The following is a 23,775-nucleotide window of genomic DNA, read 5'->3' on the forward strand; positions in this document are numbered from 1 at the left end:
GTTATCGATACTTATTACCGATTATTAAATATGATGGTTGAAGATCCCCAAAGCAAAATTACCGTGGAAGAACTCGCCCAGCGCATGGTAGAAAAGAGTGAGATATTGCAACTCATTGACGTGCGAGAACCTGAAGAGATCGCGATCGCGCATATTGCAGGATTTGAAGTTTTGCCTTTGAGTCAATTTAACGATTGGTCAGAGGATATTAAACAGCGTTTTAATACCGAATCCGAAACTCTTGTTCTCTGTCATCATGGAATGCGATCGGCGCAAATGTGTCAATGGCTACGAAGCCAAGGCTTTACAAATGTTAAAAACATTACGGGTGGCATTGAGGCTTACGCTTGTTTAGTAGATGCCAGTCTGCCTCGATATTAATCAAGATTGTTTTCTTTTCCTTGTAATAATATTCATCCTTTTTGAGAAACTTTTTTTACTAATGTTTTCTTCCTTTGATTTAAGCGATCGCCATCAATCCATTCTTTCTGCTACAATCCGCCATTATGTAGCCACAGCAGAACCCGTCGGTTCAAAAACCCTCGCCAATGAATATGATTTTCAAGTCAGTCCCGCTACAATTCGCAATGCAATGGGACACTTAGAAAAAGAAGGATTATTGTATCAACCCCACACTTCTGCTGGTCGTATTCCTTCCGACTCGGGTTATCGTATTTATGTCGATCGCCTCATGGATCCCGATGAAATATGGCGCGAACAAATTATTAACTTATATACAAAACAATTAGATTGGAATACTTATAATTTAGAAGTTCTTCTCCAACGCGCCACCCAAATCTTAGCCACGTTAAGTGGTTATATCGCCTTAATTACCCTACCCCAAAACCCGCGAGATTGTATCCGACACTTACAACTTGTTCCCGTTAATGAAAAACAAGTCATGTTAATGGTTGTCATGGAGGGCTATAAAACTCAATCAATTTTAATGGATTTGGCGATCGCCAATAATGCCGAAGAACAAGAATATGATGAAGAATTGATTGCTGATGAATTACAGATTCTCTCTAACTTTTTAAATAGCAAATTACGGGGAAAATCTTTCTCAGATTTAAGTAGTTTAGATTGGGTCGAACTTGATCGAGAATTCCAATGCTATACAGATATTTTGAAAAATTCCCTAGAAGAATTAAACAAATATTTTCACAAACCTGCTTACACTCCAATCTTAATTCGCGGTATTTCTGAAGCCTTGCGCCAACCGGAATTTTCTCAAGTTCATCAAGTCCAAACTTTATTACATCTCTTAGAAGAAGAACAAGAACAACTCTTTCCTCTCATTTTTGAATTACCAGAAAGTGAAAGTAATAGCAAAAGAGTTACCGTCCGTATTGGTTCAGAAAATACCCTCGAATCTCTCAATCTTTGTACCCTAATTTCTGCCCGCTATCATCAAGGTGATATTCCCATTGGTAGTGTCGGACTGATCGGACCGACGAGAATGCTTTACGAGAACGCGATCGCCCTTGTAGAAGCCTCTGCGGACTATCTTTCCGAAGCCCTGAATCGCTAAAAAACCACCTTGCAATTAACTCTAAGAACCTCTGCGATCGCGCCACCGTTGTCCCCAAGTTTGGAAATATAAGAAAAAAGGAAACTGATAATATTCAATCACCAGCCATAGCAAACAGATTAAATGAGTGACAAAAACAATCCCCATCCAAACCAAAGGAAACCAAGCACCGCGACTTCCCGGTAAAGGAGGAAAAAGATAAGCAGAAAATCCCACCAAAATAGTAGGTAAACTGACAAATAATAATCCTCCTAACCAATAGCCCCAATGAGATTCAAAACCAGCGCGACTAGAATCTTTCCAGCGCTTTCCCGTCCAATGCCAAGTTAAAGCAACCTCACTATCCGCTAATTTAAGTCGTTGTTGTTCCCAATCCGGTGCAAAAATATGAAAGCAAGTATCGCAATTCATAGCCTCCATTAAAGTCATTGCAGTAACTTGACCGCAGCGACAAACAGGACAAGGATAAATTCCCCTTTCTGATAAAAGATTAATATTTTTCATCATTTCAATATTTTCTGCTGTTGGCAACATTTCGGTAAACTATACCTTATGGAAAATTAACCTAAATCCTAAGCTCATGACTTCCCCAAACGAGATCGAAACTCAACTAACAGCCCTAAAAAACGAGGCCACAACGGCGATCGCCTCCACAGATGCCTTGGATGCCCTAGAACCCCTGAGAGTGAAGTATTTGGGGAAAAAAGGTCAACTCTCCCAAGTCTTGCGAGGGATGGGTAAACTCAGCGCTGAAGACCGTCCCAAAATTGGCGCGATCGCCAATGAAGTCAAGGAAGCAATTCAAAATACTCTAGAAACCGCAAACAAAACCTTAGAAACGGTCAAAATTCAAGCACAACTCGAGGCAGAACATTTAGATGTTACCATGCCTGGGGTCGGTCGTCCCCTCGGTCGCATTCACCCTCTCAACAGCACATTTGACCGCTTCATCGATATTTTTGCGGGGTTGGGTTACACCATCGCGGAAGGTCCAGAAATGGAGACGGAATACTACAATTTTGAGGCTTTGAATATTCCTGCGGATCACCCCGCTCGAGATATGCAGGACACCCTTTATCTCACGGATGGTAACTTATTGCGAACTCATACTTCTCCTGTACAAATTCGCTATATGGAGAGTCACAAACCTCCCATTCGTATTATTGCCCCTGGTCGCGTTTATCGGCGAGATACAGTGGATGCAACTCACGCGGCGGTTTTCCATCAAGTGGAAGTATTAGCTATTGATAAAGGGCTAACTTTTACTGATCTTAAAGGCACAATTAAGGAATTTGTACGGCAAATGTTTGGGGAAGAATTGCCCATGTTATTCCGTGCTAGTTATTTTCCCTTTACGGAACCTTCAGCAGAGGTTGATGTTAAATGGAAGGGGAAATGGTTGGAGGTTTTAGGCTGCGGAATGGTAGATCCTAATGTTTTAAAAGCTGTAGGTTACGATCCGGAAGTTTATACAGGATTTGCGGCGGGTTTTGGTGTAGAACGTTTTGCAATGGTACTACATGAAATAGACGATATTCGCCGTCTTTATAGCAGCGATCTGCGCTTTTTACAGCAATTTTGAAGCAAGCAAGTACAGGACAAAAGAAGTTCTAATCATGCAACTCTGACAGGTTTAACAATAGTTCAATAATCCAAACAAGGAAATCTTTGGGTTGCGAAAATTGATTGGGAACAGATTAGAGAAGTAGGCTAAGAAAGTTATGCGATCGCTAAGAGATAAAAATTGCGATCGCAGTATATTTTGCAGCCTATGATTGCAACTCGGATTTATCATTGATCGCTGTTTTTATTGCCAATTGTAAAATTTAGGGAGTATTCTTAGATATTGTTCCAAATCATGAGAATTTGAACGTATTAATTTAGTAATGTCGATATTTATTATGCTTTCATGTTCTGACAAAATGGGATGTATTCCACAAGGTTTATATTTATAAATTCCAAAATGACTAAATAAATCATTTAAAACCGAGTCATCATCATTATGAAAGTTATAGATTTTTCCTGTCATTTTATTGGCTATATTTTCCCATCTTATAGTACGAATTGCTCCAGCTAATAAAAAAATATTATTGATTGATTTTGTACTTAATCTCGGTTGAAATTGTTGCATTCCATAATGAATTACACGACAACCTAAAGAATATCCAATTAGTGAAATTTTGTTTTCTGACATATTCGACAACAGTGAAGGTAAATATTTTAACCCGCTTATTTTGGCTCTTTTTAAAATCATTCGCCAATGAGGATAGGAATGAACGAGTTCATTCAGTATAGGAATATTTCCTAAAGGAGACATGGCATATTTTCGACCATATTCACTTCCTCCATCCCACCATAATTGATAAATTGAACCTTGCCAATTAGCCTGACGTAAATAGTAACTCCACATTTCTCGATTTTTTGCATATTTCATTTGGTATCCATTCAAAAAAATTAATGCTTCTTCTTGTCCTTGGGATTTTTGTATTAATTTAAGATAAGGTCTTTTCATTTTTTCATACACGCTTATTGTAGATCGGAAAAATATATTGAGGAGTGCTTTCCCCTATTGTTCTCAGCTTAAACGTTTTTTTGAATATTCATTTGTCTCTTAATTCATCCATCTCAGTAATTGCAAATTCTTGCCCGATCGCCTTGATTTCCTGTTGAATTTGTGGATCGCGGGACATCTCTTCAATTTGTTTGCCTAGAGAACCCAAAGATATTTTAGATGATATTTCCTCAGCTTTAGGAGTTAGGGGATTTGTTATTTCTTGTGTTGTAGATTGCAAAATAATGATTTCAACTTCACCGGGAGTTAAATGAATGGGTTCGGCAATAATCAAATGACCGGACTCATCAATTTTTCCTTTGAGTTTTAAGGCTTGCATAGATTGTTTTTGAGTAAACTATAGATACAATGAATTATACCGCGATCGCGCTCCTCTAATTTCCAGCTAAACGAAGGATTTGTGATAAGGTGTAGTGCATAGTTTTGGAATATCGTTGAAACTTGTGGAACAAATCCCAAACGAGGCATTTGTTGTTCGGGGTGGCCGAAATCGACCGGAAGACGTTCAACGTGGCATAGGAACTCATCCTAGCGGAGTTACTGGAATTTCTGTACAATGTGAATCAGGACTATCTATAGACGAACTAGCTCGAGTCATTCCTCATAAACAAATTGGGGTGACGACTGTAAGTGACGTTCGTTTCTTGGGTGGAGATGTTATCCGGACTTCCGGAAGTTCTAATCATGCAACTTTAACGGGTTTGACACCGGAACAAATTAGCTCTTTACTCAGACCAACCATAACCAATCCAAAATTTAGATTAGATCAATGAATAACCCTAGAGTTTTTGCTGACTTTCACAATGCAGATGAATGCGGTCGTCTTCGTTTAAATTGTGAGGGAACGAGAGAAGATTTAAACGGACAAAATATTGAACTGAAGAAAAACATACAATTGACTTTATATAGTGAAGAACTAGAGGTAGATGCTATTGTTCAATATTCCGAACAAGAAAGTCTCTGGGTTGCAAAAATTGATTGGGAACAGATTAGAGAAATAGACAAAGAAAGTTCTTTAGATAGAATTGACACGAGGCAACAAAATATACTATATAATATCAGTCGTATAGTATCGTCTACATTAGATAGTTTAGAGTTGATTTTGTACTCTTATCGAATTATTGTAGAGCAGATTAAAAGCCAAGATGAAAATAATACAGAGCCAATAATGCAATTAATTCATTATGATAATCCTGATGATGAAACAAAGCAGAAAATATGTGAGGAGCAAAGAAAATATAACCAAAAATATGATACAGAAGGAAATATAAATCAAGCCCTGTTCAAACGTGAAAACAATCTCTTAGATGACTCGCCATTGCGAGATACGCGAAAGTATTTGGAACAAAAACAAGACTTTTATCCTGATGCACTTTATTGGGAGTGCTTGAAATATATTGATGACTCAGATGATGACTCAGATGACAGTACAAAGAACTTTAAACACGAAGAAAACGCTATCATTGTCCAATTTATTTATCACCAATTATTCGTTAATATTATAGCTCAAGTTGAAGAGTTTATTTTTTGGATTGTTGAAATAATCCTGAAAGCATATCCTGAAAGACTGGATAAGATGGAATTGTGTAAAGACGATCAAGGTAAGAAAAGAGATTTTAAAGATATCAAGAACTACCTAGGCATTTACTCTTTAGAAAATATTGATACAATAATAGAGACAAAAATCAAGAATAAGATTCTAGACGATTATAAAAATACATTTAATAAATTAACAAAATATCTAAATTTTGAAAACTATGCTCAAGACCATTCTGACTTTTTAGAAAAGTGGGTAGAATATCAAGAGCGACGTTTTCGCCGTCATGCAGCTATGCACCGTGGATGGAGAGTAAATGACTATAAAAATCTATTAGGATCGCATAATTATAATGAAGATGTGAAAAAATTGAATAAATTTTGTGAAGAGAAATCACTAGCTAAAAGATTTAAGGCAATTGATTTTTCCTATGTTACCTTTAATGAAGAATATTTTCTCGATACTTTTGAACTTGTTTATGATATTGTCCATATAATTGGAAAAGTATGTCAAGAAGAATTTAAAAAGCCTGAGATTAGATGGTGTCAAAACAATGAGTAAAAGTGATAAGTTATTGGTTAAAATATTATTGGGAAATTCCGATGCAAATATTCCATTTGAGCCATTATGTCAACTTTTAAAAAACTTAGGCTTTAACGAAAGAATTCGAGGAAGTCATCACATTTTTAGCCAAGAAGGAATCGAAGAAATCCTGAATCTTCAAGCTAAAAAAGGGAAAGCTAAAGCCTACCAAGTCAAACAAGTTCGCAATGTAATTCTCAAATATAAACTAGGAGGACAAGATGCCGATTCGCTATGAAATGATTATTTATTGGAGTGAAGAAGATGAGGCATTTCTTGTGGAAGTGCCAGAATTACCCGGATGTATGGCAGATGGAGAAACTTATCAAGAAGCCGTACAAAATGCTGAGATTATTATTCAAGAATGGATCGAAACAGCAAAAGAAATAGGTAAGCCCATTCCAGAACCAAAAGGACGCTTAATTTTTGCTTGATATTGGGCAAATTCTCTCATAAACACCTTAACCTTAAAACAAAGTTAATACACCGGATTCTGGGTCATTGCAGAAAGCAGCGATCGCAGTATGATTGTCTTTTAAAAGAGTCTCAATGGCATTAGTCGAACAATTGCCGCGACGAATCCAAATCACTTTGGGTGGTATCCCCAAAAAAAGAACTAATTCACTAAAATCGGAATCTTTGGTAACAATTGTAAAACTATGAATTTTTGCATATTCCCAAATCTCGCGATCTCCTGCTATTCCCAAACCTAGAGAATCAATATGAATCGATCCTGGATAAAGATCGGCCAATCGATTGACCAAACGCGGGGATAAATTTTGGTCAAAGAGTAGAGGTTTCACGATTGAATTGTAACGGTAATGCGTTCGCGTTGCGCCGCAAACCAGAAGCAAGCAAGAAGATCGGTTTGAGTGAGATAGGGAAAATCTTCAAGAATTTCTGCTTGAGTCATACCCGATGCCAAATATTCGAGAATTTCATAAACCGTAATTCGCATTCCCCGAATGCAAGGTTTACCACCTCGTTTACCCGGTTCTATTGTGATGAGACTTTTGTAATCCATTGACCTGCACTTTTTGCTTTTTTCCTATTTTATCGCGATCGCCCCGATAATACGCTCCCTTGCATCACAACCGCGATCGCAATTCTCGAATCGCCCTTCCTGTGCCGCGATCGCCAGCAGCTTGAAACGTAGAAGTCACGATCGCAATGACATCAAGACCGGGAAAACAACGACTCTGCGATCGTAAAATATAGGCATCATTTTCTAAACTATAAATTTGCAGATTGCCCCGTTTTAATAACCAAAGTTCGGGAATGCGATAAGGAAGATAATCTTCAGGAGAAGTATAACTGGTAACATCAATTTCAATTGCCAGATCGGGAGGTGGATCGGTTTGCCAGTCAATGCGATCTTTACCCAACGCCGATCGCCAATTGTCGATATAAAAGCAATAATCCGGTTCTATTCCCCCCTCCTCTGGTAATTCGATGGTAATGGGCGTAAAGGCTTCATGATCGCGATTTTCGCTGTCGAGTAAGGTTTCCACGATCCTTGCCAGTAAATGGGCTTCTCGTCCGTGTTTTGGCATGGGACTCATGAGCAAAATTTCTCCCAAACGATACTTAATGCGAGGAATCGAACCATCTCCTCGACTCTCGCAAAGTAGTTTATAATCCTGCCACGTTCCGGGAATTCGGACGACAGTACCGGGAGGTATTTGTGTTTTTTGGGGAGAGATAACAGCATACATAGCAAGATTTTTCGACAATTTACTCTTGATTTTAACGATAAATTTTGGTCAAAGAGTAGAAGTTTCGCTGAACATCTTGCAATTGTATCGAAATCACTTCCTCTTCACCTCCCACGAGAGCGCAAATTTCGACCCGCATATCTGCCTCGCATTCTCCTTCTGATGCCATCCCGATAACTTCTACTTTCTTGTTTCGCCAATAGGCAGTAAAAGGAAATTGCAGATTATCATCAAGGTAATAGTACCAACCCATTGCCCGCTCAACTTCGTCATAGGCATCGACAACAATTTCCATATCGATACGGTCTTCTCGTTTGGAGTCTTCACCGAATCATAGCGATCGCTCCACCTAGTGAAACTCAATATTATCGAAATCATTGTACTCCTAAACTTGAGGCATTTTTTAAGCAGCAATAGCAAAATGTGAATTTCAGGCTCAGTATTCCCAACAAGAAAATCTTTGGGTTACGAAAATTGATTAGGAACAGATTAGAGAAGCAGACGAGGAAAGTTATGCGATCGCTAAAGAGATAAAATGCTATGCTAAGTTAGATTACATCGCACCAGGTCAAAAAGGCGATCGCAATCAACAACACCCCCATTATACTAAACCCAATGCGACGATAGCGAATTTTACGATCCTTGAGAGCTTTGCGTCGCGAAACTTGTCGCATCGCTTCATCTAGTAACTCTGAAGGAAGATTCAACTCTCGTAAAATTGCTTCAACTTCCTCGCGATCGAGTTCATCTGCTGCGCGATCGCTTAATTGTTGAATTTCTCTAAGCAGTTGGTCGAGTTGTTCTCGGGTAAATTTCTTACTCATAGAACTTGAATAAAATTCTTATACTCTCTATATCACCAGAATAACAAGTATTGAATAAACTAACAAACAATTTCAAAAAATCAGAGTAGACCCATTTCACTAAGAAATCTCGATGGTTGTTTTGTAAAGTTTTTATATTGTTTTGAATAACTAAGTGTTAAAGTTTTTTTTGTGCGCGTAATAGCAACATAAAAATTGCGTCGTTCTTCTTCCATCTCTAAACTCTTTTCTCCTTTATTTTTACTATAATATGAAGGGAATTCATCATCTACAACTCCAATCAAATAAACATGGTCAAATTCTTTCCCTTTTGAGCCATGAACCGTTCTTAGATTTACAGTATTAGGATCGGGCTTAGATTCTAAAGAACGCATTTGTAATTCCTGCAAAAATGCCTCTAATGTAATATTAGTGCTCAAAGTATTACGAATTTCTCGAACCAAGTCTGACCATACCTTTTTTTCTTCATCATATCTCGTAAAAAACTCTTCATTATTACTTGTTAAATTTTCAAACCAATCTAAGGCAAATTGACTAAACTCTTGATATTTCATTCCTTCTCCCAAAGATTTTTCTGTATAATCGATTATTGTTCGAGCCATAGAATTAGGGTTATTTTCTTTGGTGAGTGCTAACCAATGTCGCAAATAATCATGATTTGAAGAATTAGCAAATCTCATCACTATGTCTGGATCAATCGCAATATTTGTCAGTTTTTCAAAAGCAGCACAGACAGCTTCTAAACTATCTCGATCTTGGCGATCGTTAGAAAGATGAAGAAGAGAATGAAGCCAAATAAAAGGAGGACTTTCAAACTCATTCTTTCTTTGATAAATGATTGCAGAAATGTGTTGGCGATTGAGAGCTTCTCTCATCTTTTCTAATAGTCTTCTATTGCGAGCCAAAATCGTAACAGACCCATATTCAGATGAGTAATTCTTTTTAATATCTTCTGCAACCCAATCTACCTCAAAATCAAAAGAAGAGAATTCTTTAAGTCTAACTGCTTCATTATTTACATCACTTTTAAATGCTTCTAAAGGTTGTTTTTCAGGATCTCTTGAAAAGTTATATTGAATAAGATTATTAGCTAACCTGACAATTTTTGCTGGACATCGATAGTTGATTGGTAGCTGAATTACTTCTGGTTTATAATCTTCTTTTAACTGTGAAATACGTTGATGACTCGCACCATTCCATTGATAAATAATTTGGTCATCATCAGCAACAACAAACAAGTTAGGATTTGTTGCTCCCACTAGAAGACGAATGAAATCGTATTGACTATTGTTTGTATCTTGAAATTCATCTATACAAATATAAGGATAAACAATTCGATAGTTTTGTGCTAAAATGGGAAATTTTTTTAGCAATTCATAGGCTTTCAAAATCAAAGAATTAAAATCCAAAGCATTTCTTTTCTTCAATTCTACTTCATAGGCTGGATAAATAACCGTTAATCGTTTTCCTAATGATTCCAAAGCTCGATTCTTTTTAATGTAGTCTTGAATTCCTTGGGAGTCTTCCGCAAATACTAAATGACTTTGTAAACCTTGAATGGTAGGTAATGCCTTTTTATCAAGATCGATCACTAAATCTGATTTTTCCTTAGCTTTTTCTACCGCATCACCTAAAATTGCGATTAAATCCTTTTGTTCGGAATAAATGCGAAAATTAGAATTGATTTTTATATGATTCCCATGTTGTCGTAAAATACTCGCACAAAACGAGTGAAAAGTTCCTAAAAACAAACGTTTTTCTTGTCCGGGTACTAATTCATTGACGCGAGTTCGCATTTCATCGGCTGCTTTATTAGTAAAAGTCAATCCTAAAATGCGAAAATTCTTGTTAGGAGTCTCATTGAGAATACGCGCAATACGACAAGTTAAAACGCTAGTTTTTCCAGAGCCGGGACCTGCTAAAACCAGTAGGGAGCCTCGATCCCATTCAGATGCTTGTTTTTGCATGGGATTGAGAATATTCCATGCTTCAGTAAATACTTCACTACCCATTTTATTTAACCTCCTCAATAATATCCTGAATTGCTTTGGCAAAAAACTCTGGAACGCGATCTGAACCTGCATTTGATTCGCGCAGTTTTTTAATTAATCCAATTGTGTTTTTTGTTTTGTTTTTCTTAATTTGTTCTGCAAGCTCTTCCTTGAATCCTACCTCTCCAGAGTTTTTATCTAAACTAATATTTTGCTCCTCAATGATTTTTAGATATTCTGGTGTAAAACCCTGCTGAATTAAAAAATCTTCTAAAACCATTCCGGTGTCTGGAAGTAACCTAATCCATTGGTTACGTTCATCTTCTGGAACTCCTAACTTCTCGATCTCCTTTTTGATTTTGTCTCCTTCACGATCGCAATCTGCAATTAAAAGCCAAGGAATTTCAAAAACTCTTGCAAGTCCAACGAAAGCACCAGCAGAGCCATTATTTTTAAAGTCGATAACTGTTATTCCTGCACGATCTAAAGGAGTTTCTAAAAGCTCTGCAAAATATTGTAGCAACATATATTCACATTGTCCTTCGCATAATAACCATGCACGAGCAAATAAAACTTCTCCACGAATTCGTTTAGCATAGATTTCTAAATCGTCTAAAGTTGTATCATCAAGATAAATTTGAGATTCTTGTTTTAATTGTTTGAGAATAGTATGAACTTCTTGATTGTTTGGATATATTTTCAATAATTTTTTATATTCTCCATCTTCCATTTTTCCTTTCAATGTTAAAATTTCAGAAGTTTCAGAATATTCAAATTTGTTTGAATATGTTGCAGTGAAAGTTAACAACTTAGGAATATTTGGAAGAGTACAAGTAAATTTTTGTTTGATGTAAAGAATTTTGGAAGATGAACCGCTACGGCGAAATAAACGAATGTTTTTAAAAGGAATATTTTGAATAAAGTAGGGAGAGTGAGTCGAAATAATCTTTTGACTGTCAATTTTTTCTAAAGTTGCTGCAAGAGATCGCGTTGCTTGAGGATGTAAATGTGCTTCGGGTTCTTCTAAGGTTAATATTGCTTCTGTTTCTCGCTCAAACGTGGGTTCTAAGAGAACATCAATATAAGCCTTAAACAGAAAGATTACTGCTAAATTTTGCGTTCCTTGTCCGTGACGTTCTAAAGGAAAATCAATTTCGTTTCCACGGCCTCTAATAACAACTTCGGATTTTGACATCAACTCGAAGGGTTGGAGAGGAAGTGCCTGAATTGAAGTACAACTCCCTGTTTCCAACTCTAATACTTCCCGAGCATTGTCTAATGAATTAATAATCTTTTCCAGTCGTGGATCGGATTGTAAAAGAGATTGATTGAGATGAATTAATTCTTCTCTAAATTTGTTTTGATTTTCTTCACTAATCTTTAATTCTTTCAATATATTACCCCAAAAAGGTGAACGAGATGAAAATTCATCTTTAGAGTCTCGTAGTGCGGATAAGTAAAATAATCTAATATATAGCAAAAATTGACTCAATTGATAAGCATGGTTTAAAACTAATGGCTGTTTGTCAATCCTTATAAATTCCCATTTTGCAATAATTTCTTTAGTCTGCTCATCATATTTACTAGATAGACGTAAACCAATACATCTAATACCGGAAGTTGGATCGGGTTGGACAATTTCAGTTAGGGCTTGATATAACTCCTCTGACCATTCATTGGGTTCATCCTCCCGAAACCATAATTCTATCAGAATACCTTCACTGGTTTCTGGTGAATCACCCATCTTAGTCATATAATAGTCATATTCGCTAAAAGGGGTTGCACGACCTGTAAAAGTGCGGCGAGGCAATGCTATTTTTAAAGCATCGAGTAATGCTGTTTTTCCAGTATTGTTTTCCCCAACTAATACGGTCATGTCGTCGATAGGAATTGTGACATCGACTAAATTACGAAAGTTTTTAATAATAATTTCTCTGAGCTTCATTATGAGAATTATTTTGAGTTGCTTAACTATTTTCACGATCGCTCTCCCAACGCAAACAAGCGATCGCAACTCATCTCCAGATCAGGAAACAAAGGAGAACAAACGCGATCGCATCCTGCATACGGACACATCTTGCAGACAAACCATGCAAATAGTACCAGAAGATCGCCAATATTGCAAATGAAAAAATAAGGCGCTTGAAACGCCATACAAACTAACTGAATGAGGAGCATTATCAACAGGAGAAAAAGCGATCGCACTGTTGTTTCTCCTCGGTTATCTGTTTGCTCTCTTTTTCTGTACATCTGTTCGTAAAAATGCGAGGTTTTTCCCCATTTCCCCCCCTTTTCTCTCGTTTTATTCCATCTTTTTTCTTCTCTAGCCCTTATATAGCAACCTTTTTACTTTTTATCAGCAAACCCTACATAGGGGAAATATTTATGCGATTTGCTCTTGATTTTAGCGATTTTTAGAGGGGCGATCGCAAAATCCCAACCCTCCAACCCAAAACATAAGCATAAATACATCTTAAAGAACAGGTTGTGCAAGAATTGTTAACGGTATCTTCATAAGCAAGACGACAAAACGACAATTAAGCACTTTGCAATGGAACCCTTCCTTTACAACTACGCTTGGACGATCGCCCTCCTGCCCTTGCTCGGTGCAGCACTGGTAGGTCTCGGGCTGATATCCTTCAACAAAGCGACCAATCAACTCAGACAAATTAACGCCGTCGTGATCATCACCCTCCTCGGGGTGGCGATGGCTTATTCCTTTGCCCTCCTCTGGAGTCAAACTCAAGGACACGAAACTTATACACGAACCTTTGAATGGGCAGCAGCCGGGGATTTTCACCTCTCGATGGGCTATATCATCGACCCATTGACTGCTGTAATGCTCGTTATCGTCACTACCGTCGCCTTTCTCGTCATGGTCTATACCGACGGCTATATGGCACACGATGACGGTTATGTACGCTTTTACGCCTATTTGAGTATCTTTAGCGCTTCTATGCTGGGCTTGGTGATTAGTCCCAACCTCGTCCAAGTTTACATTTTCTGGGAATTGGTGGGGATGTGTTCCTACCTCCTCATCGGTTTTTGGTACGATCGCAAGGCGGCTGCCGATGCCTGTCAAAAAGCCTTCGTTACCAACCGCGTCGGGGATTTCGGGCTTCTCTTGGGAATGCTGGGACTCTACTGGGCGACGGGAAGTTTTGAATTTGAAGTCATTGGAGAGCGTTTGCACGAACTCGTCTCCTCTGGGGCATTAGCGGGGGGAATGGCCGCCCTTTTCGCCGTTTTGGTCTTTCTTGGACCCGTGGCCAAATCCGCCCAATTTCCCCTTCATGTTTGGCTACCGGACGCAATGGAAGGTCCTACCCCCATTTCTGCCCTGATTCACGCGGCAACAATGGTGGCGGCGGGAGTATTCCTGATCGCCCGAATGTATCCCGTTTTCGAGCAAATCCCGATCGCCATGACGGTCATTGCTTGGACAGGGGCAACAACGGCATTTTTAGGGGCATCCATTGCCCTTACCCAAAATGACATCAAAAAGGGGCTGGCCTACTCTACAGTCTCTCAATTGGGCTATATGGTGATGGCGATGGGAAGCGGTGCCTATAGTGCCGGACTCTTCCACCTGATGACCCATGCTTACTTTAAAGCCATGTTGTTCCTTTGCTCTGGTTCCGTCATTCACGGCATGGAAGCAGTTGTGGGTCACGATCCGATTTTGGCGCAGGATATGCGCTTGATGGGTGGGTTACGGAAATATATGCCCATCACCTCAGCTACTTTTTTGGTGGGAAATCTGGCAATTTGTGGGATTCCTCCCTTTGCAGGATTTTGGTCGAAAGATGAAATTCTCGGTTTAGCTTTCCAAGCAAATCCCGCCCTTTGGGTTGTGGGTTGGCTGACGGCGGGAATTACCGCCTTTTATATGTTCCGAATGTATTTTATGACCTTTGAAGGGAAATTTCGGGGTAATGATGAAAGCATTCGCCAACAGTTGAAAGCCGCCGAAATGGGGGAACTACAACCCGCCTTTGGACCCGGTGCGATGGACCCTCACGAATTAGGACATGACGACCATCACCACGCTAGTGAACCCCATGAGTCCCCTTGGACCATGACTTTCCCTTTGGTGATGCTGGCTATTCCTTCCTTCCTTATTGGTTGGTTAGGTCGTCCTTGGCATAATGATTTTGAATGGTTAGTCCACGCACCAGGAGAAGTGCTGCACGAAGTAGTCGAGTTTAATTGGACTGAATTCCTGATTATGGGGGGATCTTCCGTGGGAATTGGCCTGATTGGTATTACGATCGCCTCTCTGATGTACTGGCAAAAGAAAATCGACCCAGGCGCGATCGCCAATTCCATCAAACCCCTCTACAATCTCTCCTTCAATAAATGGTATTTCGATGACATTTACGACAAAGTATTTGTCATCAACTCTCGTCGCTTGGCGCGGCAAATGTTGGAAATCGACTTCCGCATTGTCGATGGTGCCGTCAATTTCACCGGGCTAGTTACCGTTGTCACCGGACAAGGATTGAAATATCTTGAAAGCGGTCGCGTTCAATTTTACGCTCTGATTATTTTCGCTGCTGTCTTGGGATTTGTTGTCGTCTCTAGCATTGCGTAAGTAATAGTTATTGGCGATTTGTTGATTCCTCCCAGCAATCTACAAATTGCCAGTTTCCTATTACCCATTACCCATTACCCATTACCCAGTTAAAATGGAACATTTTCCCTGGCTAACAACCGTTATTTTATTTCCCATTATCGCAGGATTGTTCATTCCTTTAATTCCAGATAAGGATGGCAAAACCGTGCGATGGTATGCTCTCATTGTCGGCTTAATTGATTTTGCCCTCATCATTGCTGCCTTTTATACCAGCTACGATCTCGCCAATCCCGACTTACAATTGGTAGAGCAATATACATGGGTGGCGCAACTCGATCTGAAGTGGTCTGTGGGAGTGGATGGTTTATCTATGCCCTTGGTTATTCTCACGGGTTTTATTACCACTTTGGCGATTCTCGCAGCCTGGCCGGTAACGCTGAAACCCAAGTTTTTCTACTTCTTGATGTTGGCAATGTACGGCGGACAAATTGCCGTTTTCGCCGTCCAAGATATGCTCTTTTTCTTCTTGGTTTGGGAGTTAGAATTAGTTCCGGTTTACCTCATTTTGTCGATATGGGGGGGGAAAAAGCGTCTTTATGCGGCGACGAAATTCATTCTTTACACCGCAGGCGGATCTCTGTTTATCTTAGTGGCGGCCTTGACCATGGCCTTTTATGGGGATACCGTCACCTTTGATATGAGCGCGATCGCCGCCAAACATTTCCCTCACACCCTACAACTCTTACTCTATGGCGGTTTCCTCATCGCCTACGGGGTGAAACTGCCGATTTTCCCTTTGCATACATGGCTACCGGATGCCCACGGAGAAGCCACGGCACCGGCGCATATGTTACTGGCGGGGATTCTCTTGAAAATGGGAGGATATGCCCTCATTCGCATGAACTTAGGAATGTTACCGGAGGCTCATGTTTCTTTTGCCCCCATTTTAGTGATTCTTGGGGTTGTTAATATCATTTATGCGGCACTCACTTCCTTTGCCCAACGCAACCTCAAGCGCAAAATCGCCTATTCTTCCATCTCCCACATGGGTTTCGTCCTCATTGGGATTGCTTCTTTTACCCCTTTGGGATTAAGTGGTGCCGTCTTGCAAATGATTTCCCACGGCTTGATCGGGGCGAGTCTCTTCTTTATGGTGGGCTGTACCTACGATCGCACCCATACCCTGATGCTGGATGAAATGGGGGGAGTTGGCCGCAAAATGAAGAAAGTTTTTGCCATGTGGACGACTTGTTCCTTTGCCTCCTTAGCCCTGCCCGGAATGAGCGGTTTTGTGGCGGAATTAATGATCTTTGTCGGCTTTGCCACCAGTGATGCCTACAGCCCCACTTTTCGCGTCATTGTGGTGCTTCTAGCCGCCGTTGGGGTCATTCTCACCCCCATCTACCTCCTCTCCATGTTGCGGGAAATTTTCTACGGCAAAGAAAATAAGGCGTTGGTGGAACATGAGGCACTTATCGATGCGGAACCGCGAGAGATATTTATCATTGCTTCCCTGTTAATTCCCATCATCGGTATTGGCTTATATCCTAAAATCGCAACGCAGATTTATGATGCCACAACCACCCAACTCACGGGCTATTTGCGGGGGTTTGTGCCAGCTTTGGTGCAGCCTGCGCCGATTATCGAGGGGGAACCCGTAGCAATTTTGCGATCGCCTCCTATCGAATCTGAGTTAAGGTAGATTTAAGTTGGTTGTTCGGACAGCGTTTGTCGCGCTGTCCTTTTTTTTCCCCAATGCAATACCGCGAGGGTTTTCCGACGCTTCAAAGCCGATCGTCTGGGTTGAGGCAAGTATCAAGGGCTGGCTTCTCAGACATCCCAAGGAAGGGGGCGACATTATCGAGACGGCGATCGCAAGGCAAAATCTAGCAAAACGACAGTACAATAAAATTGCATTAAGCGAGGATTAATAACAAGTTGTACAATTGAATCTTATCTCATTTTTAAACGCTGCTTTCTCATGCTCCAAAGACTATACATACACAATTTTAGATGCTTAGAAAATTTTGAATTCACTCTCAAAGAGATACCTTGTTCCTTGTTGATTGGAAAAAACGGTTCGGGAAAATCAACAATTGGCGTAGTATTAGAAATATTTCAATCCATTGGTCGAGGTATACATAGAGTTGACGATCTCGTTCGTCCGAAAGATTTTGCCTACGGACGTTCTCATCTTCCTATGCGTTTTGAAATTGAGGTATTGCTAAACAACAAGCTCTATAAATATAGTCTTGTCTTGGAATTGCCAGAAACCTTTAAAGAGCTTCGTATTTCCCAAGAAAAACTATTAGTTGAAGGCGAAACCATTTACTCTCGAGAACAAGGTCAGATAACACTTTATAGCCCGAAAGAAGCGAGATTTATTGTAGACTGGCATTTTGTTGCAATCCCAATTATTCATATTCAGAAACAATCTGAAGCCGATCCTCTTTCTATTTTCAGAACTTGGCTGGCGCGCATGATCATTTTAACTCCTATTCCCAGTTTAATGACGGGTAATTCCAATGGCGAAACATTACAACCAACACGAAATAGTTTAAACTTTGGCGCATGGTTTTCTGGGTTACTCGGTCAATATCCTGCTGCTTACAAACAGATTGATGAGTATCTCCAAAAAGTTATGCCAGATATCAGCGATATCAAAAATGAACTGATTGGTAAAGATTCCAAAAGTATGATCGTTGGGTTTGAGAAAAAGGATGCAAATTTTAGTCTTTCTTTCGACGAGTTATCAGATGGAGAAAAATGCTTCTTTCTTTGTGCTGTTGTCGTGAGTGCAAATCAATATTATGGTCCGCTTTTGTGCTTTTGGGATGAACCCGATAATTATCTTTCTTTATCGGAGGTTGGCCATTTTATTACATCTTTACGACGCACCTTTAAAAAAGGCGGTCAACTTTTAGCAACTTCCCATAATGAAGAAACAATCCGAAAATTCCCTTATGAAAATATTTTTGTTCTCGATCGCAAAAGTCATTTAGAACCGACCTTAATTAGATTGTTAAGCGATCTATCCATTAAGGAAGATATGTTAGTAGATACTCTGATTCGCGGCGATATAGAGTTATGAAGTGTTAATTATTGATTTCGATCGCCGTGAAGATCGATTGAGTTATGTCCGAGAACAAATTCCAGAGGATATCAAAGATCGAGTGTTTATTTTAGGAGTACAGTCTAATCCGGAGAGTTTAAAAAGAGATATCCAAAAGAAAAATTATGAGATTGGAGATGCACTCGCGCAGGACTGTTCCGACCAAACCAATGAATTATGGGGACACGAACTACTCGAACACAATCAACCCGAACTCGATCGCCTGATTCTATCGGTTAAGCCTTTTCTGTTTGTATAGTTTAACATAATGGATAGCGATTCATCGTTGTTTGAGGCGATCGCGCCTTCTCATTAGCTTTGAGAATTAAATCCGGCGATCGCTGGAATTTGCCATAGGATCAAATTAGCCGATCCGGTGGAAACATTTCCAATCACTAGGACTCTCAGAAGTATGGCCTATAGTGACTTTACACTGAAAAAGATTAAATCTGATTTCAGCCTGCAAATTGTTGAAAATAGATCGCTATTTTCCTCGATATCACCTCTAGAAATTAGCGATTACTTAAGCCAAACATTAAAACGTAATGTTCCTCTAGCACTTTCGATTAATACAGAAAAAGCGCGATCTGAGTTAATAATTATTAATATTCTTCTTGAAGTCAAAGAGCAACTTTTAGAGAAAGTTAGTCTATTTTCGGGAATTGATTTTAATGTTGATAAAGATCGAGGTCTAGTGGGGTTTTGCGATTATATAATTAGTGGATCGTCAGAACAGTTTTATTTAGATAAACCCGTAATTACGATTGTGGAAGCTAAGAATGAAAATATCGTTTCAGGTCTGGGTCAGTGCATTGCTGAAATGTATGCAGCTAATCTTTTTAATGAACGGGAAAATATTCACTTGTCTGTTATGTATGGTGCAGTGACAACAGGAGATGAATGGAAATTTTTAAAACTCGTAGATCAGACTGTATCTATCGATCTTGACTCATATTATATTAGCAATATTGATAAAATTATTGGTATTCTCGTACAAATGGCAAAACGAGAAACTAACATTACAGAAGCGAGTTCATAAAGAATATCTCTAGTAAAATCCCTAATCATGCTCGCTACCATCTGGCATAATTGCACCCTTCCATTCTACCCAAGTTAGAATGGCCGAACTTAACTCTGCTCGGGATAAATTGGCATCTGTTAAATTAACTCCCGTCATATTTGTTCTAGCACAATATGCTTCAATTAAATCGGCTTTGCTTAAATCAGAATTGCGTAAATTAGCTCGACTCAAATCGGCTCGATTCAAACGAGCTTCACTCAAATTAGACTGACTTAGTTCTGTTTTATCTAATTTGGCATCTGGCATCACTGCACCTTGTAAATTCACTTTTGTTAAATTTGCTCCGCTTAAAATAACCCGCTCCATTTTGGCATTTTTGAGGATAGATTCTGCCAAATTTGCCCCTTTTAAATTGGCTTCTGTCAAATAGGCACCACTCAAATCTGCACCGCTTAAATTAGCACCACGTAAGTCTGCTCCACGAAAATTAACCTCCCGTAAATTGGCACCACTCATATCGACTTTCGATAAATCTGCACCCTTTAAATCTGCTCCTTGTAAATCTACTCCACAAAGAATTGCTCCGATTAAATTGGCTGTATAAATGCGCTTTTCTTCTCGTAAATTTGCCCCTCGCAAACAGGCTCCTGTCAAATTAGCTCCACTTAGATTGCTCCCTCTTAAATCTGCTTCAATTAAGTTTGCATCTAATAGGGTTGCGAGAGTCATATCCGCACTGCGTAAATTAGCACCTTGTAAACTCGCACCATGTAGATCGGCATTATGTAAATCTACACCTGTCATTGATGCTTGATTCAAATTAGTGCCGCTTAATTTGGCATCTCTTAAATTTGCCTTATTCAGTTGAGCGCGACTCAAATAGGAAAAAATCAATGTTGCACCGTGTAGATCGGCATTCCTAAGATCGATGCCAATGAGATCGGCATTGAGAAGATTTATGCCACTTAAATTAACACCTTGAAATTTATTTTCTCCCGTTTCATAGCGTCTTATCAGTTCTTGAGCATCCATTGTTTATGTTCCTAATTGAATTTAGATGTGAGTAAAATTTTTTCCTGTCTTTTTTTAAGGATAATAAGGTTTCATTGCTTGCACGATCGCTTCTGCAGCTTGGTTATTTTCATCCGGTGATGCTAAACTATTTGCTGTGTCATAAAGTGGTTTTTCTAAAGCAGTTATATTGGGATAATTTTCGTACAAATTCTGTAATAATTCATCAAAAGAAAGCGTTCGTAAACTCGACCACTCCTGACTGGTAATTTCAAATTTATGATGTAGGGTTGAGAATGCCAAAATTTTTGCTCGCAAGGGATTAGAATATTTCATGACTTCTAAGCGAACTTCAAAGGGATCGTAATCTCGTATCGTTGATATCGTTGTTGTTTCTTTCGTTTTTGTTGTCAATTTGCCCTCGAAATCAGTATCGGGACTAGGAGTATAATTAGTGGTATCATCTCCTGCTTGTTGAGATTCCCATTCGATTTCAGGTTGATGGGATATTGTGACAAATGAAATATCATTAGATATCTCATTAGATATCTCATTGCGATCAAATTGATCTCCGGAAGAAGAATAAGCGGCAACTGCGGCAAAAGCACTATTTTCTTCTGCAAAAGCGCTGGCTTCTTCTAAACTATGATTCGCAAAATGAGTCCCCATTGTAATCCCATCTTGACTATTCGGAGTGCTGATTTGAATGGAGAGGGAAATCCCACCTTCAGAATGTGGATAAAGTGGAGCGAGGCGATCTAGAATTAAGTTTCCTATTTTAGCATATTCTTGTTTTCGATTCAGATTTTCAATAATTCCTTCTAATTCTAATCTCAACTCATTTAAAGTAAGATATTTCTGCTGAATTGTTTCTAAAATTTGCTGTAAATTCAAACTTAGGAGGGTTTGCGGATTGTTTTCCCACTGGCTATAACAGGTACAAAATAATAATTTTCTGATGCGTAGCTTTTCTTCAGAATGTTCTAATTCTCGAATAATTTCGGGTAAAGGAGAAGTTAGATTTGTAAAAGGGGCAAATTGAGTAGTATCCTCAATTGTGGCAAATTTTGTCATCTCATCTTCTGAATCTTCGTAAAGCTGATCCAATTGAGTGACAATCGTATTAGCAACGGCAGAATATTCTGCTTTTCTGTTTAATTTTTGCACAATTTTGTAAAGAGATGCAGTTAATTTTTCAGCCGTGGTATTATTTTGATAAAGTTCCAGAAGTAGATCGGGCAAACTAAAACTTAAGAGAATACCTTTATCGTTTTCCCAACGATTTTTACAGGCACAAAAAATTAATTTCCGAATTCTGACGCGATCGCTGTCTTTGTCTAAGGCATTGGCAATTTCATCCAGTAAAACTAAAACCGACATTGCATTTTTCCTCAATAGATACACCTGATTTTGACATTCTCCCCCAGCAAACGCAAGTTGTTTGAGGAATAATAATCTAAATTGTAACGGTATTATTGCGGGAAATTACGCACCTCCAGCACTGAATGCAAAAAGAGTTGGCGATCGCGCTCCAACTCTGTTAACACTAAACGATATGGGGAAAAATCACCGTTGTGTCCCTGGCTCGTTTTCATTCCTCGACTGTCACAGCATCCACATTAACAACGTTTGCGGCTTCTGTTGGGCGATCGCTAGTCTCTGTCTCGGTTTCCTTTTTCCCTTTGTTAGCAAACTCGATCAGCATTTGTGAGACTTCTGATACCAAGAGACTCATAATAATTCCATCATCGATCCAGCCAACAATGGGGATAAAATCTGGGGCAATATCCAAGGGACTCAATAAGTAAACCAAACTACCCAAAATCAGCCACCAACGGTATTTGGGATGGCGCAGGGTATTACGATACCAGTTATACAGGGATTTTATGGAAATGTTCATCAAAATTTCTCAAACTCTACTACCCATCTATATTGACAAATTTCTCGTTCATTCTCTAGGGGAGAAAACCGTTCTAAAATGGAGACAGGAAAGATAGGTAGGAAAGAGGTTTCGATAATTCCAGATACAACAAGGTGAAACTTCCCTCCCAATTTATATTTGTTTTTCTATCCCCCATTATTCATTACCTACTTAAAATGATTCGACTCCTATTAGTTGACGATCAGGGCATTATTCGCGAAGGTTTGAGTAGCTTATTACAGGCACAACCGGATTTAGAAATTGTTGGCATGGCGGAAAATGGTAAAATCGGGGTGGAAAAAGCTCTTTCTCTTCATCCCGATGTTGTCTTAATGGATGTACGAATGCCAATTATGGATGGGGTTGCTGCAACCCAAACTTTACAAGCACAAGCACCGGATATTAAAGTTCTGGTTTTAACAACTTTTGATGATGATGAATATGTTAGTAAGGCATTAAACTACGGAGCAAAAGGATATTTGTTAAAAGATACGCCGTCGGAAGAGTTGGCTCAAGCTATTCGCTCGGTTTATCAAGGATATACCCAACTTGGTCCCGGTTTGTTGGAAAAGGCGATCGCACCTCCTCCGGCGATCGATCTGCCCCCAGAAATCTCTCAATTAACCCCAAGAGAATTGGAAGTGCTGCACTGTTTAGGAAAGGGATATAGTAACAAGGAAATTGCGGCTACTCTCTATATTTCTGAGCGTACTGTGAAAAACTATGTGACTAATATTTTAAGTCGTTTGAATTTACGCGATCGCACTCAAGCGGCTCTGTTAGCGGCTCATCTGAAACAAGGATAACATCTCCTCGAATTTATCTCTATTTTGATGGATGGGCGATCGCGTCAACTCCTCTGTCACTCAATACTACAAAAAATTTTCCCGATACCCTTGACAGTTTTGTATTATGTATGTAGTATATAGACATGGCAAGAAAACAGGAACGAAAACCCAGATTTATCAAGCCATCTGAACCTTGACAAGTGAATATTGTATTGCATTGTAGTATCCCTCATCAATTTTTTGGGATTGTGGCTTAGTGGTTAAAGCACCTGTCTGTCTAACAGGAAATCGCGGGTTCAACTCCCGTCAGTCCCGTTTGATGAGTGATTCTACCCTCCAACACCGCAGCGTAGCTTAATGGTAAAGCGCTTGGCTCATAACCAAGTGAATACGGGTTCAACTCCCGTCGCTGCAACTATTAAAGTGCTGTAGGCAAATTGGTTAAGCCACCTGTCTTTCAAGTAGGCGATCGCGGGTTCAAATCCCGTCAGCACTATTTCATTTGAACAAAATGTCGAGCGCAGTCCCTACCCATAATCTTTGATTTGGGTAGGGTTAGCGAGACCAACAAAGGAAATCGCGAAGCATCCGACT

The 23,775-nt window shown here is 39.4% G+C and carries 29 protein-coding genes and 3 tRNA genes; 17 read left to right on the top strand and 15 right to left on the bottom strand.

Features of this window, described 5'->3' with window-relative positions:
- The first annotated feature begins 33 nt into the window (after positions 1-33).
- On the top strand, positions 34-381 hold the full coding sequence (locus JUI58_RS13885) for a rhodanese-like domain-containing protein (RefSeq protein WP_204104420.1): 348 nt from the start codon (positions 34-36) through the stop codon (positions 379-381).
- 61 nt (positions 382-442) lie between these two features.
- A complete protein-coding gene (gene hrcA, locus JUI58_RS13890) occupies positions 443-1,531 on the top strand; it encodes a heat-inducible transcriptional repressor HrcA (protein ID WP_204104392.1) in 1,089 nt (362 codons plus the stop codon).
- A 21-nt stretch (positions 1,532-1,552) separates the two neighbouring features.
- Here the strand turns inward: hrcA and JUI58_RS13895 are convergent, their stop codons facing one another.
- The gene (locus JUI58_RS13895; protein WP_239121468.1) at positions 1,553-2,065 is read right to left on the bottom strand and encodes a hypothetical protein; all 513 of its coding nucleotides are present in this window, start codon (positions 2,063-2,065) and stop codon (positions 1,553-1,555) included.
- 46 nt (positions 2,066-2,111) lie between these two features.
- On the opposite strand from JUI58_RS13895, the gene pheS reads away from it, so the two are divergent.
- Positions 2,112-3,113: a phenylalanine--tRNA ligase subunit alpha gene (pheS, locus tag JUI58_RS13900; RefSeq protein ID WP_204104393.1), complete on the top strand. Its 1,002-nt coding sequence runs from the start codon at positions 2,112-2,114 to the stop codon at positions 3,111-3,113.
- A 225-nt stretch (positions 3,114-3,338) separates the two neighbouring features.
- On the opposite strand, the gene JUI58_RS13905 is transcribed toward pheS, so the two are convergent.
- Both JUI58_RS13905 and JUI58_RS13910 read right to left on the bottom strand, forming a co-directional pair.
- On the bottom strand, positions 3,339-4,043 hold the full coding sequence (locus tag JUI58_RS13905; RefSeq protein ID WP_204104394.1) for a DUF726 domain-containing protein: 705 nt from the start codon (positions 4,041-4,043) through the stop codon (positions 3,339-3,341).
- Between the two features lie 88 nt (positions 4,044-4,131).
- Positions 4,132-4,422: a hypothetical protein gene (locus JUI58_RS13910; RefSeq protein ID WP_204104395.1), complete on the bottom strand. Its 291-nt coding sequence runs from the start codon at positions 4,420-4,422 to the stop codon at positions 4,132-4,134.
- A gap of 124 nt (positions 4,423-4,546) precedes the next feature.
- Between JUI58_RS13910 and JUI58_RS13915 the strand changes: the two genes are divergently transcribed.
- The 4 genes from JUI58_RS13915 to JUI58_RS13930 are packed head-to-tail and all read left to right on the top strand — an operon-like array spanning position 4,547 to position 6,656.
- Positions 4,547-4,876, top strand: a complete 330-nt coding sequence (locus tag JUI58_RS13915) for a hypothetical protein (protein WP_204104396.1) — start codon at positions 4,547-4,549, stop codon at positions 4,874-4,876.
- Positions 4,873-6,201: a hypothetical protein gene (locus tag JUI58_RS13920; RefSeq protein ID WP_204104397.1), complete on the top strand. Its 1,329-nt coding sequence runs from the start codon at positions 4,873-4,875 to the stop codon at positions 6,199-6,201. Before JUI58_RS13915 ends, JUI58_RS13920 begins: the two co-directional genes overlap by 4 nt.
- Complete coding sequence (locus JUI58_RS13925; RefSeq protein WP_204104398.1) at positions 6,194-6,460, top strand: hypothetical protein; 267 nt, start codon at positions 6,194-6,196, stop codon at positions 6,458-6,460. The genes JUI58_RS13920 and JUI58_RS13925 overlap by 8 nt, the downstream gene beginning before the upstream one ends.
- Positions 6,444-6,656: a type II toxin-antitoxin system HicB family antitoxin gene (locus JUI58_RS13930; RefSeq protein WP_204104399.1), complete on the top strand. Its 213-nt coding sequence runs from the start codon at positions 6,444-6,446 to the stop codon at positions 6,654-6,656. Before JUI58_RS13925 ends, JUI58_RS13930 begins: the two co-directional genes overlap by 17 nt.
- Before the next feature lie 33 nt (positions 6,657-6,689).
- Here JUI58_RS13930 and JUI58_RS13935 read toward each other — a convergent pair whose 3' ends face one another.
- The 8 genes from JUI58_RS13935 to JUI58_RS13970 form a co-directional block, all read right to left on the bottom strand.
- Positions 6,690-7,025, bottom strand: a complete 336-nt coding sequence (locus tag JUI58_RS13935) for a DUF5615 family PIN-like protein (RefSeq protein WP_204104400.1) — start codon at positions 7,023-7,025, stop codon at positions 6,690-6,692.
- Positions 7,022-7,246 carry a DUF433 domain-containing protein gene (locus tag JUI58_RS13940; RefSeq protein ID WP_204104401.1) on the bottom strand — a complete coding sequence of 75 codons (225 nt, stop codon included), beginning with the start codon at positions 7,244-7,246 and terminating at the stop codon, positions 7,022-7,024. The genes JUI58_RS13935 and JUI58_RS13940 overlap by 4 nt, the downstream gene beginning before the upstream one ends.
- Positions 7,247-7,310: 64 nt before the next feature.
- Positions 7,311-7,937, bottom strand: coding sequence for a Uma2 family endonuclease (locus JUI58_RS13945; RefSeq protein WP_348539894.1), 627 nt, complete (start codon positions 7,935-7,937; stop codon positions 7,311-7,313).
- Between the two features lie 31 nt (positions 7,938-7,968).
- Entirely contained in the window at positions 7,969-8,232 is a 264-nt protein-coding gene (locus JUI58_RS13950) for a calcium-binding protein (RefSeq protein WP_204104403.1), read from the bottom strand.
- A 253-nt stretch (positions 8,233-8,485) separates the two neighbouring features.
- Complete coding sequence (locus JUI58_RS13955; protein WP_204104404.1) at positions 8,486-8,761, bottom strand: hypothetical protein; 276 nt, start codon at positions 8,759-8,761, stop codon at positions 8,486-8,488.
- An 80-nt stretch (positions 8,762-8,841) separates the two neighbouring features.
- The gene (locus JUI58_RS13960; RefSeq protein ID WP_204104405.1) at positions 8,842-10,773 is read right to left on the bottom strand and encodes an ATP-dependent helicase; all 1,932 of its coding nucleotides are present in this window, start codon (positions 10,771-10,773) and stop codon (positions 8,842-8,844) included.
- Between the two features lies 1 nt (position 10,774).
- Entirely contained in the window at positions 10,775-12,733 is a 1,959-nt protein-coding gene (locus JUI58_RS13965) for an AAA family ATPase (RefSeq protein ID WP_204104406.1), read from the bottom strand.
- The gene (locus tag JUI58_RS13970) at positions 12,730-13,002 is read right to left on the bottom strand and encodes a hypothetical protein (RefSeq protein ID WP_204104407.1); all 273 of its coding nucleotides are present in this window, start codon (positions 13,000-13,002) and stop codon (positions 12,730-12,732) included. Before JUI58_RS13970 ends, JUI58_RS13965 begins: the two co-directional genes overlap by 4 nt.
- A gap of 301 nt (positions 13,003-13,303) precedes the next feature.
- Here JUI58_RS13970 and JUI58_RS13975 point away from each other — a divergent pair, with 301 nt between their 5' ends.
- The 6 genes from JUI58_RS13975 (at position 13,304) to JUI58_RS14000 (ending at position 19,479) form a co-directional block, all read left to right on the top strand.
- Complete coding sequence (locus JUI58_RS13975) at positions 13,304-15,346, top strand: NAD(P)H-quinone oxidoreductase subunit 5 (RefSeq protein WP_204104408.1); 2,043 nt, start codon at positions 13,304-13,306, stop codon at positions 15,344-15,346.
- 94 nt (positions 15,347-15,440) lie between these two features.
- Positions 15,441-17,030: an NAD(P)H-quinone oxidoreductase subunit 4 gene (locus tag JUI58_RS13980; RefSeq protein WP_204104409.1), complete on the top strand. Its 1,590-nt coding sequence runs from the start codon at positions 15,441-15,443 to the stop codon at positions 17,028-17,030.
- A gap of 7 nt (positions 17,031-17,037) precedes the next feature.
- Entirely contained in the window at positions 17,038-17,259 is a 222-nt protein-coding gene (locus JUI58_RS13985; protein ID WP_204104410.1) for a hypothetical protein, read from the top strand.
- Between the two features lie 50 nt (positions 17,260-17,309).
- Positions 17,310-18,419, top strand: coding sequence for an ATP-binding protein (locus JUI58_RS13990; protein WP_239121469.1), 1,110 nt, complete (start codon positions 17,310-17,312; stop codon positions 18,417-18,419).
- Between the two features lies 1 nt (position 18,420).
- Positions 18,421-18,699 carry a hypothetical protein gene (locus JUI58_RS13995; protein WP_204104412.1) on the top strand — a complete coding sequence of 93 codons (279 nt, stop codon included), beginning with the start codon at positions 18,421-18,423 and terminating at the stop codon, positions 18,697-18,699.
- Positions 18,700-18,852: 153 nt separating this feature from the next.
- The gene (locus JUI58_RS14000; RefSeq protein WP_204104413.1) at positions 18,853-19,479 is read left to right on the top strand and encodes a hypothetical protein; all 627 of its coding nucleotides are present in this window, start codon (positions 18,853-18,855) and stop codon (positions 19,477-19,479) included.
- A 21-nt stretch (positions 19,480-19,500) separates the two neighbouring features.
- Here the strand turns inward: JUI58_RS14000 and JUI58_RS14005 are convergent, their stop codons facing one another.
- The 4 genes from JUI58_RS14005 to JUI58_RS14015 form a co-directional block, all read right to left on the bottom strand.
- A complete protein-coding gene (locus JUI58_RS14005; RefSeq protein ID WP_204104414.1) occupies positions 19,501-20,493 on the bottom strand; it encodes a pentapeptide repeat-containing protein in 993 nt (330 codons plus the stop codon).
- A 54-nt stretch (positions 20,494-20,547) separates the two neighbouring features.
- On the bottom strand, positions 20,548-21,852 hold the full coding sequence (locus tag JUI58_RS14010) for a hypothetical protein (RefSeq protein WP_204104415.1): 1,305 nt from the start codon (positions 21,850-21,852) through the stop codon (positions 20,548-20,550).
- 92 nt (positions 21,853-21,944) lie between these two features.
- Positions 21,945-22,067, bottom strand: a complete 123-nt coding sequence (locus JUI58_RS27045; protein WP_275414357.1) for a hypothetical protein — start codon at positions 22,065-22,067, stop codon at positions 21,945-21,947.
- Positions 22,064-22,372, bottom strand: a complete 309-nt coding sequence (locus JUI58_RS14015) for a YkvA family protein (protein WP_204104416.1) — start codon at positions 22,370-22,372, stop codon at positions 22,064-22,066. The genes JUI58_RS27045 and JUI58_RS14015 overlap by 4 nt, the downstream gene beginning before the upstream one ends.
- 197 nt (positions 22,373-22,569) lie before the next feature.
- Between JUI58_RS14015 and JUI58_RS14020 the strand changes: the two genes are divergently transcribed.
- The 4 genes from JUI58_RS14020 (at position 22,570) to JUI58_RS14035 (ending at position 23,677) form a co-directional block, all read left to right on the top strand.
- Positions 22,570-23,199: a response regulator transcription factor gene (locus JUI58_RS14020; protein ID WP_204104417.1), complete on the top strand. Its 630-nt coding sequence runs from the start codon at positions 22,570-22,572 to the stop codon at positions 23,197-23,199.
- A 224-nt stretch (positions 23,200-23,423) separates the two neighbouring features.
- Positions 23,424-23,496, top strand: a tRNA-Asp gene (locus JUI58_RS14025).
- Positions 23,497-23,524: 28 nt separating this feature from the next.
- Positions 23,525-23,596, top strand: a tRNA-Met gene (locus JUI58_RS14030).
- Between the two features lie 7 nt (positions 23,597-23,603).
- A tRNA-Glu gene (locus tag JUI58_RS14035) sits at positions 23,604-23,677 on the top strand.
- Positions 23,678-23,775: the final 98 nt, after the last annotated feature.

It is taken from the genome of Spirulina sp. CCY15215 (assembly GCF_016888125.1).
Lineage (GTDB): Bacteria > Cyanobacteriota > Cyanobacteriia > Cyanobacteriales > Spirulinaceae > CCY15215.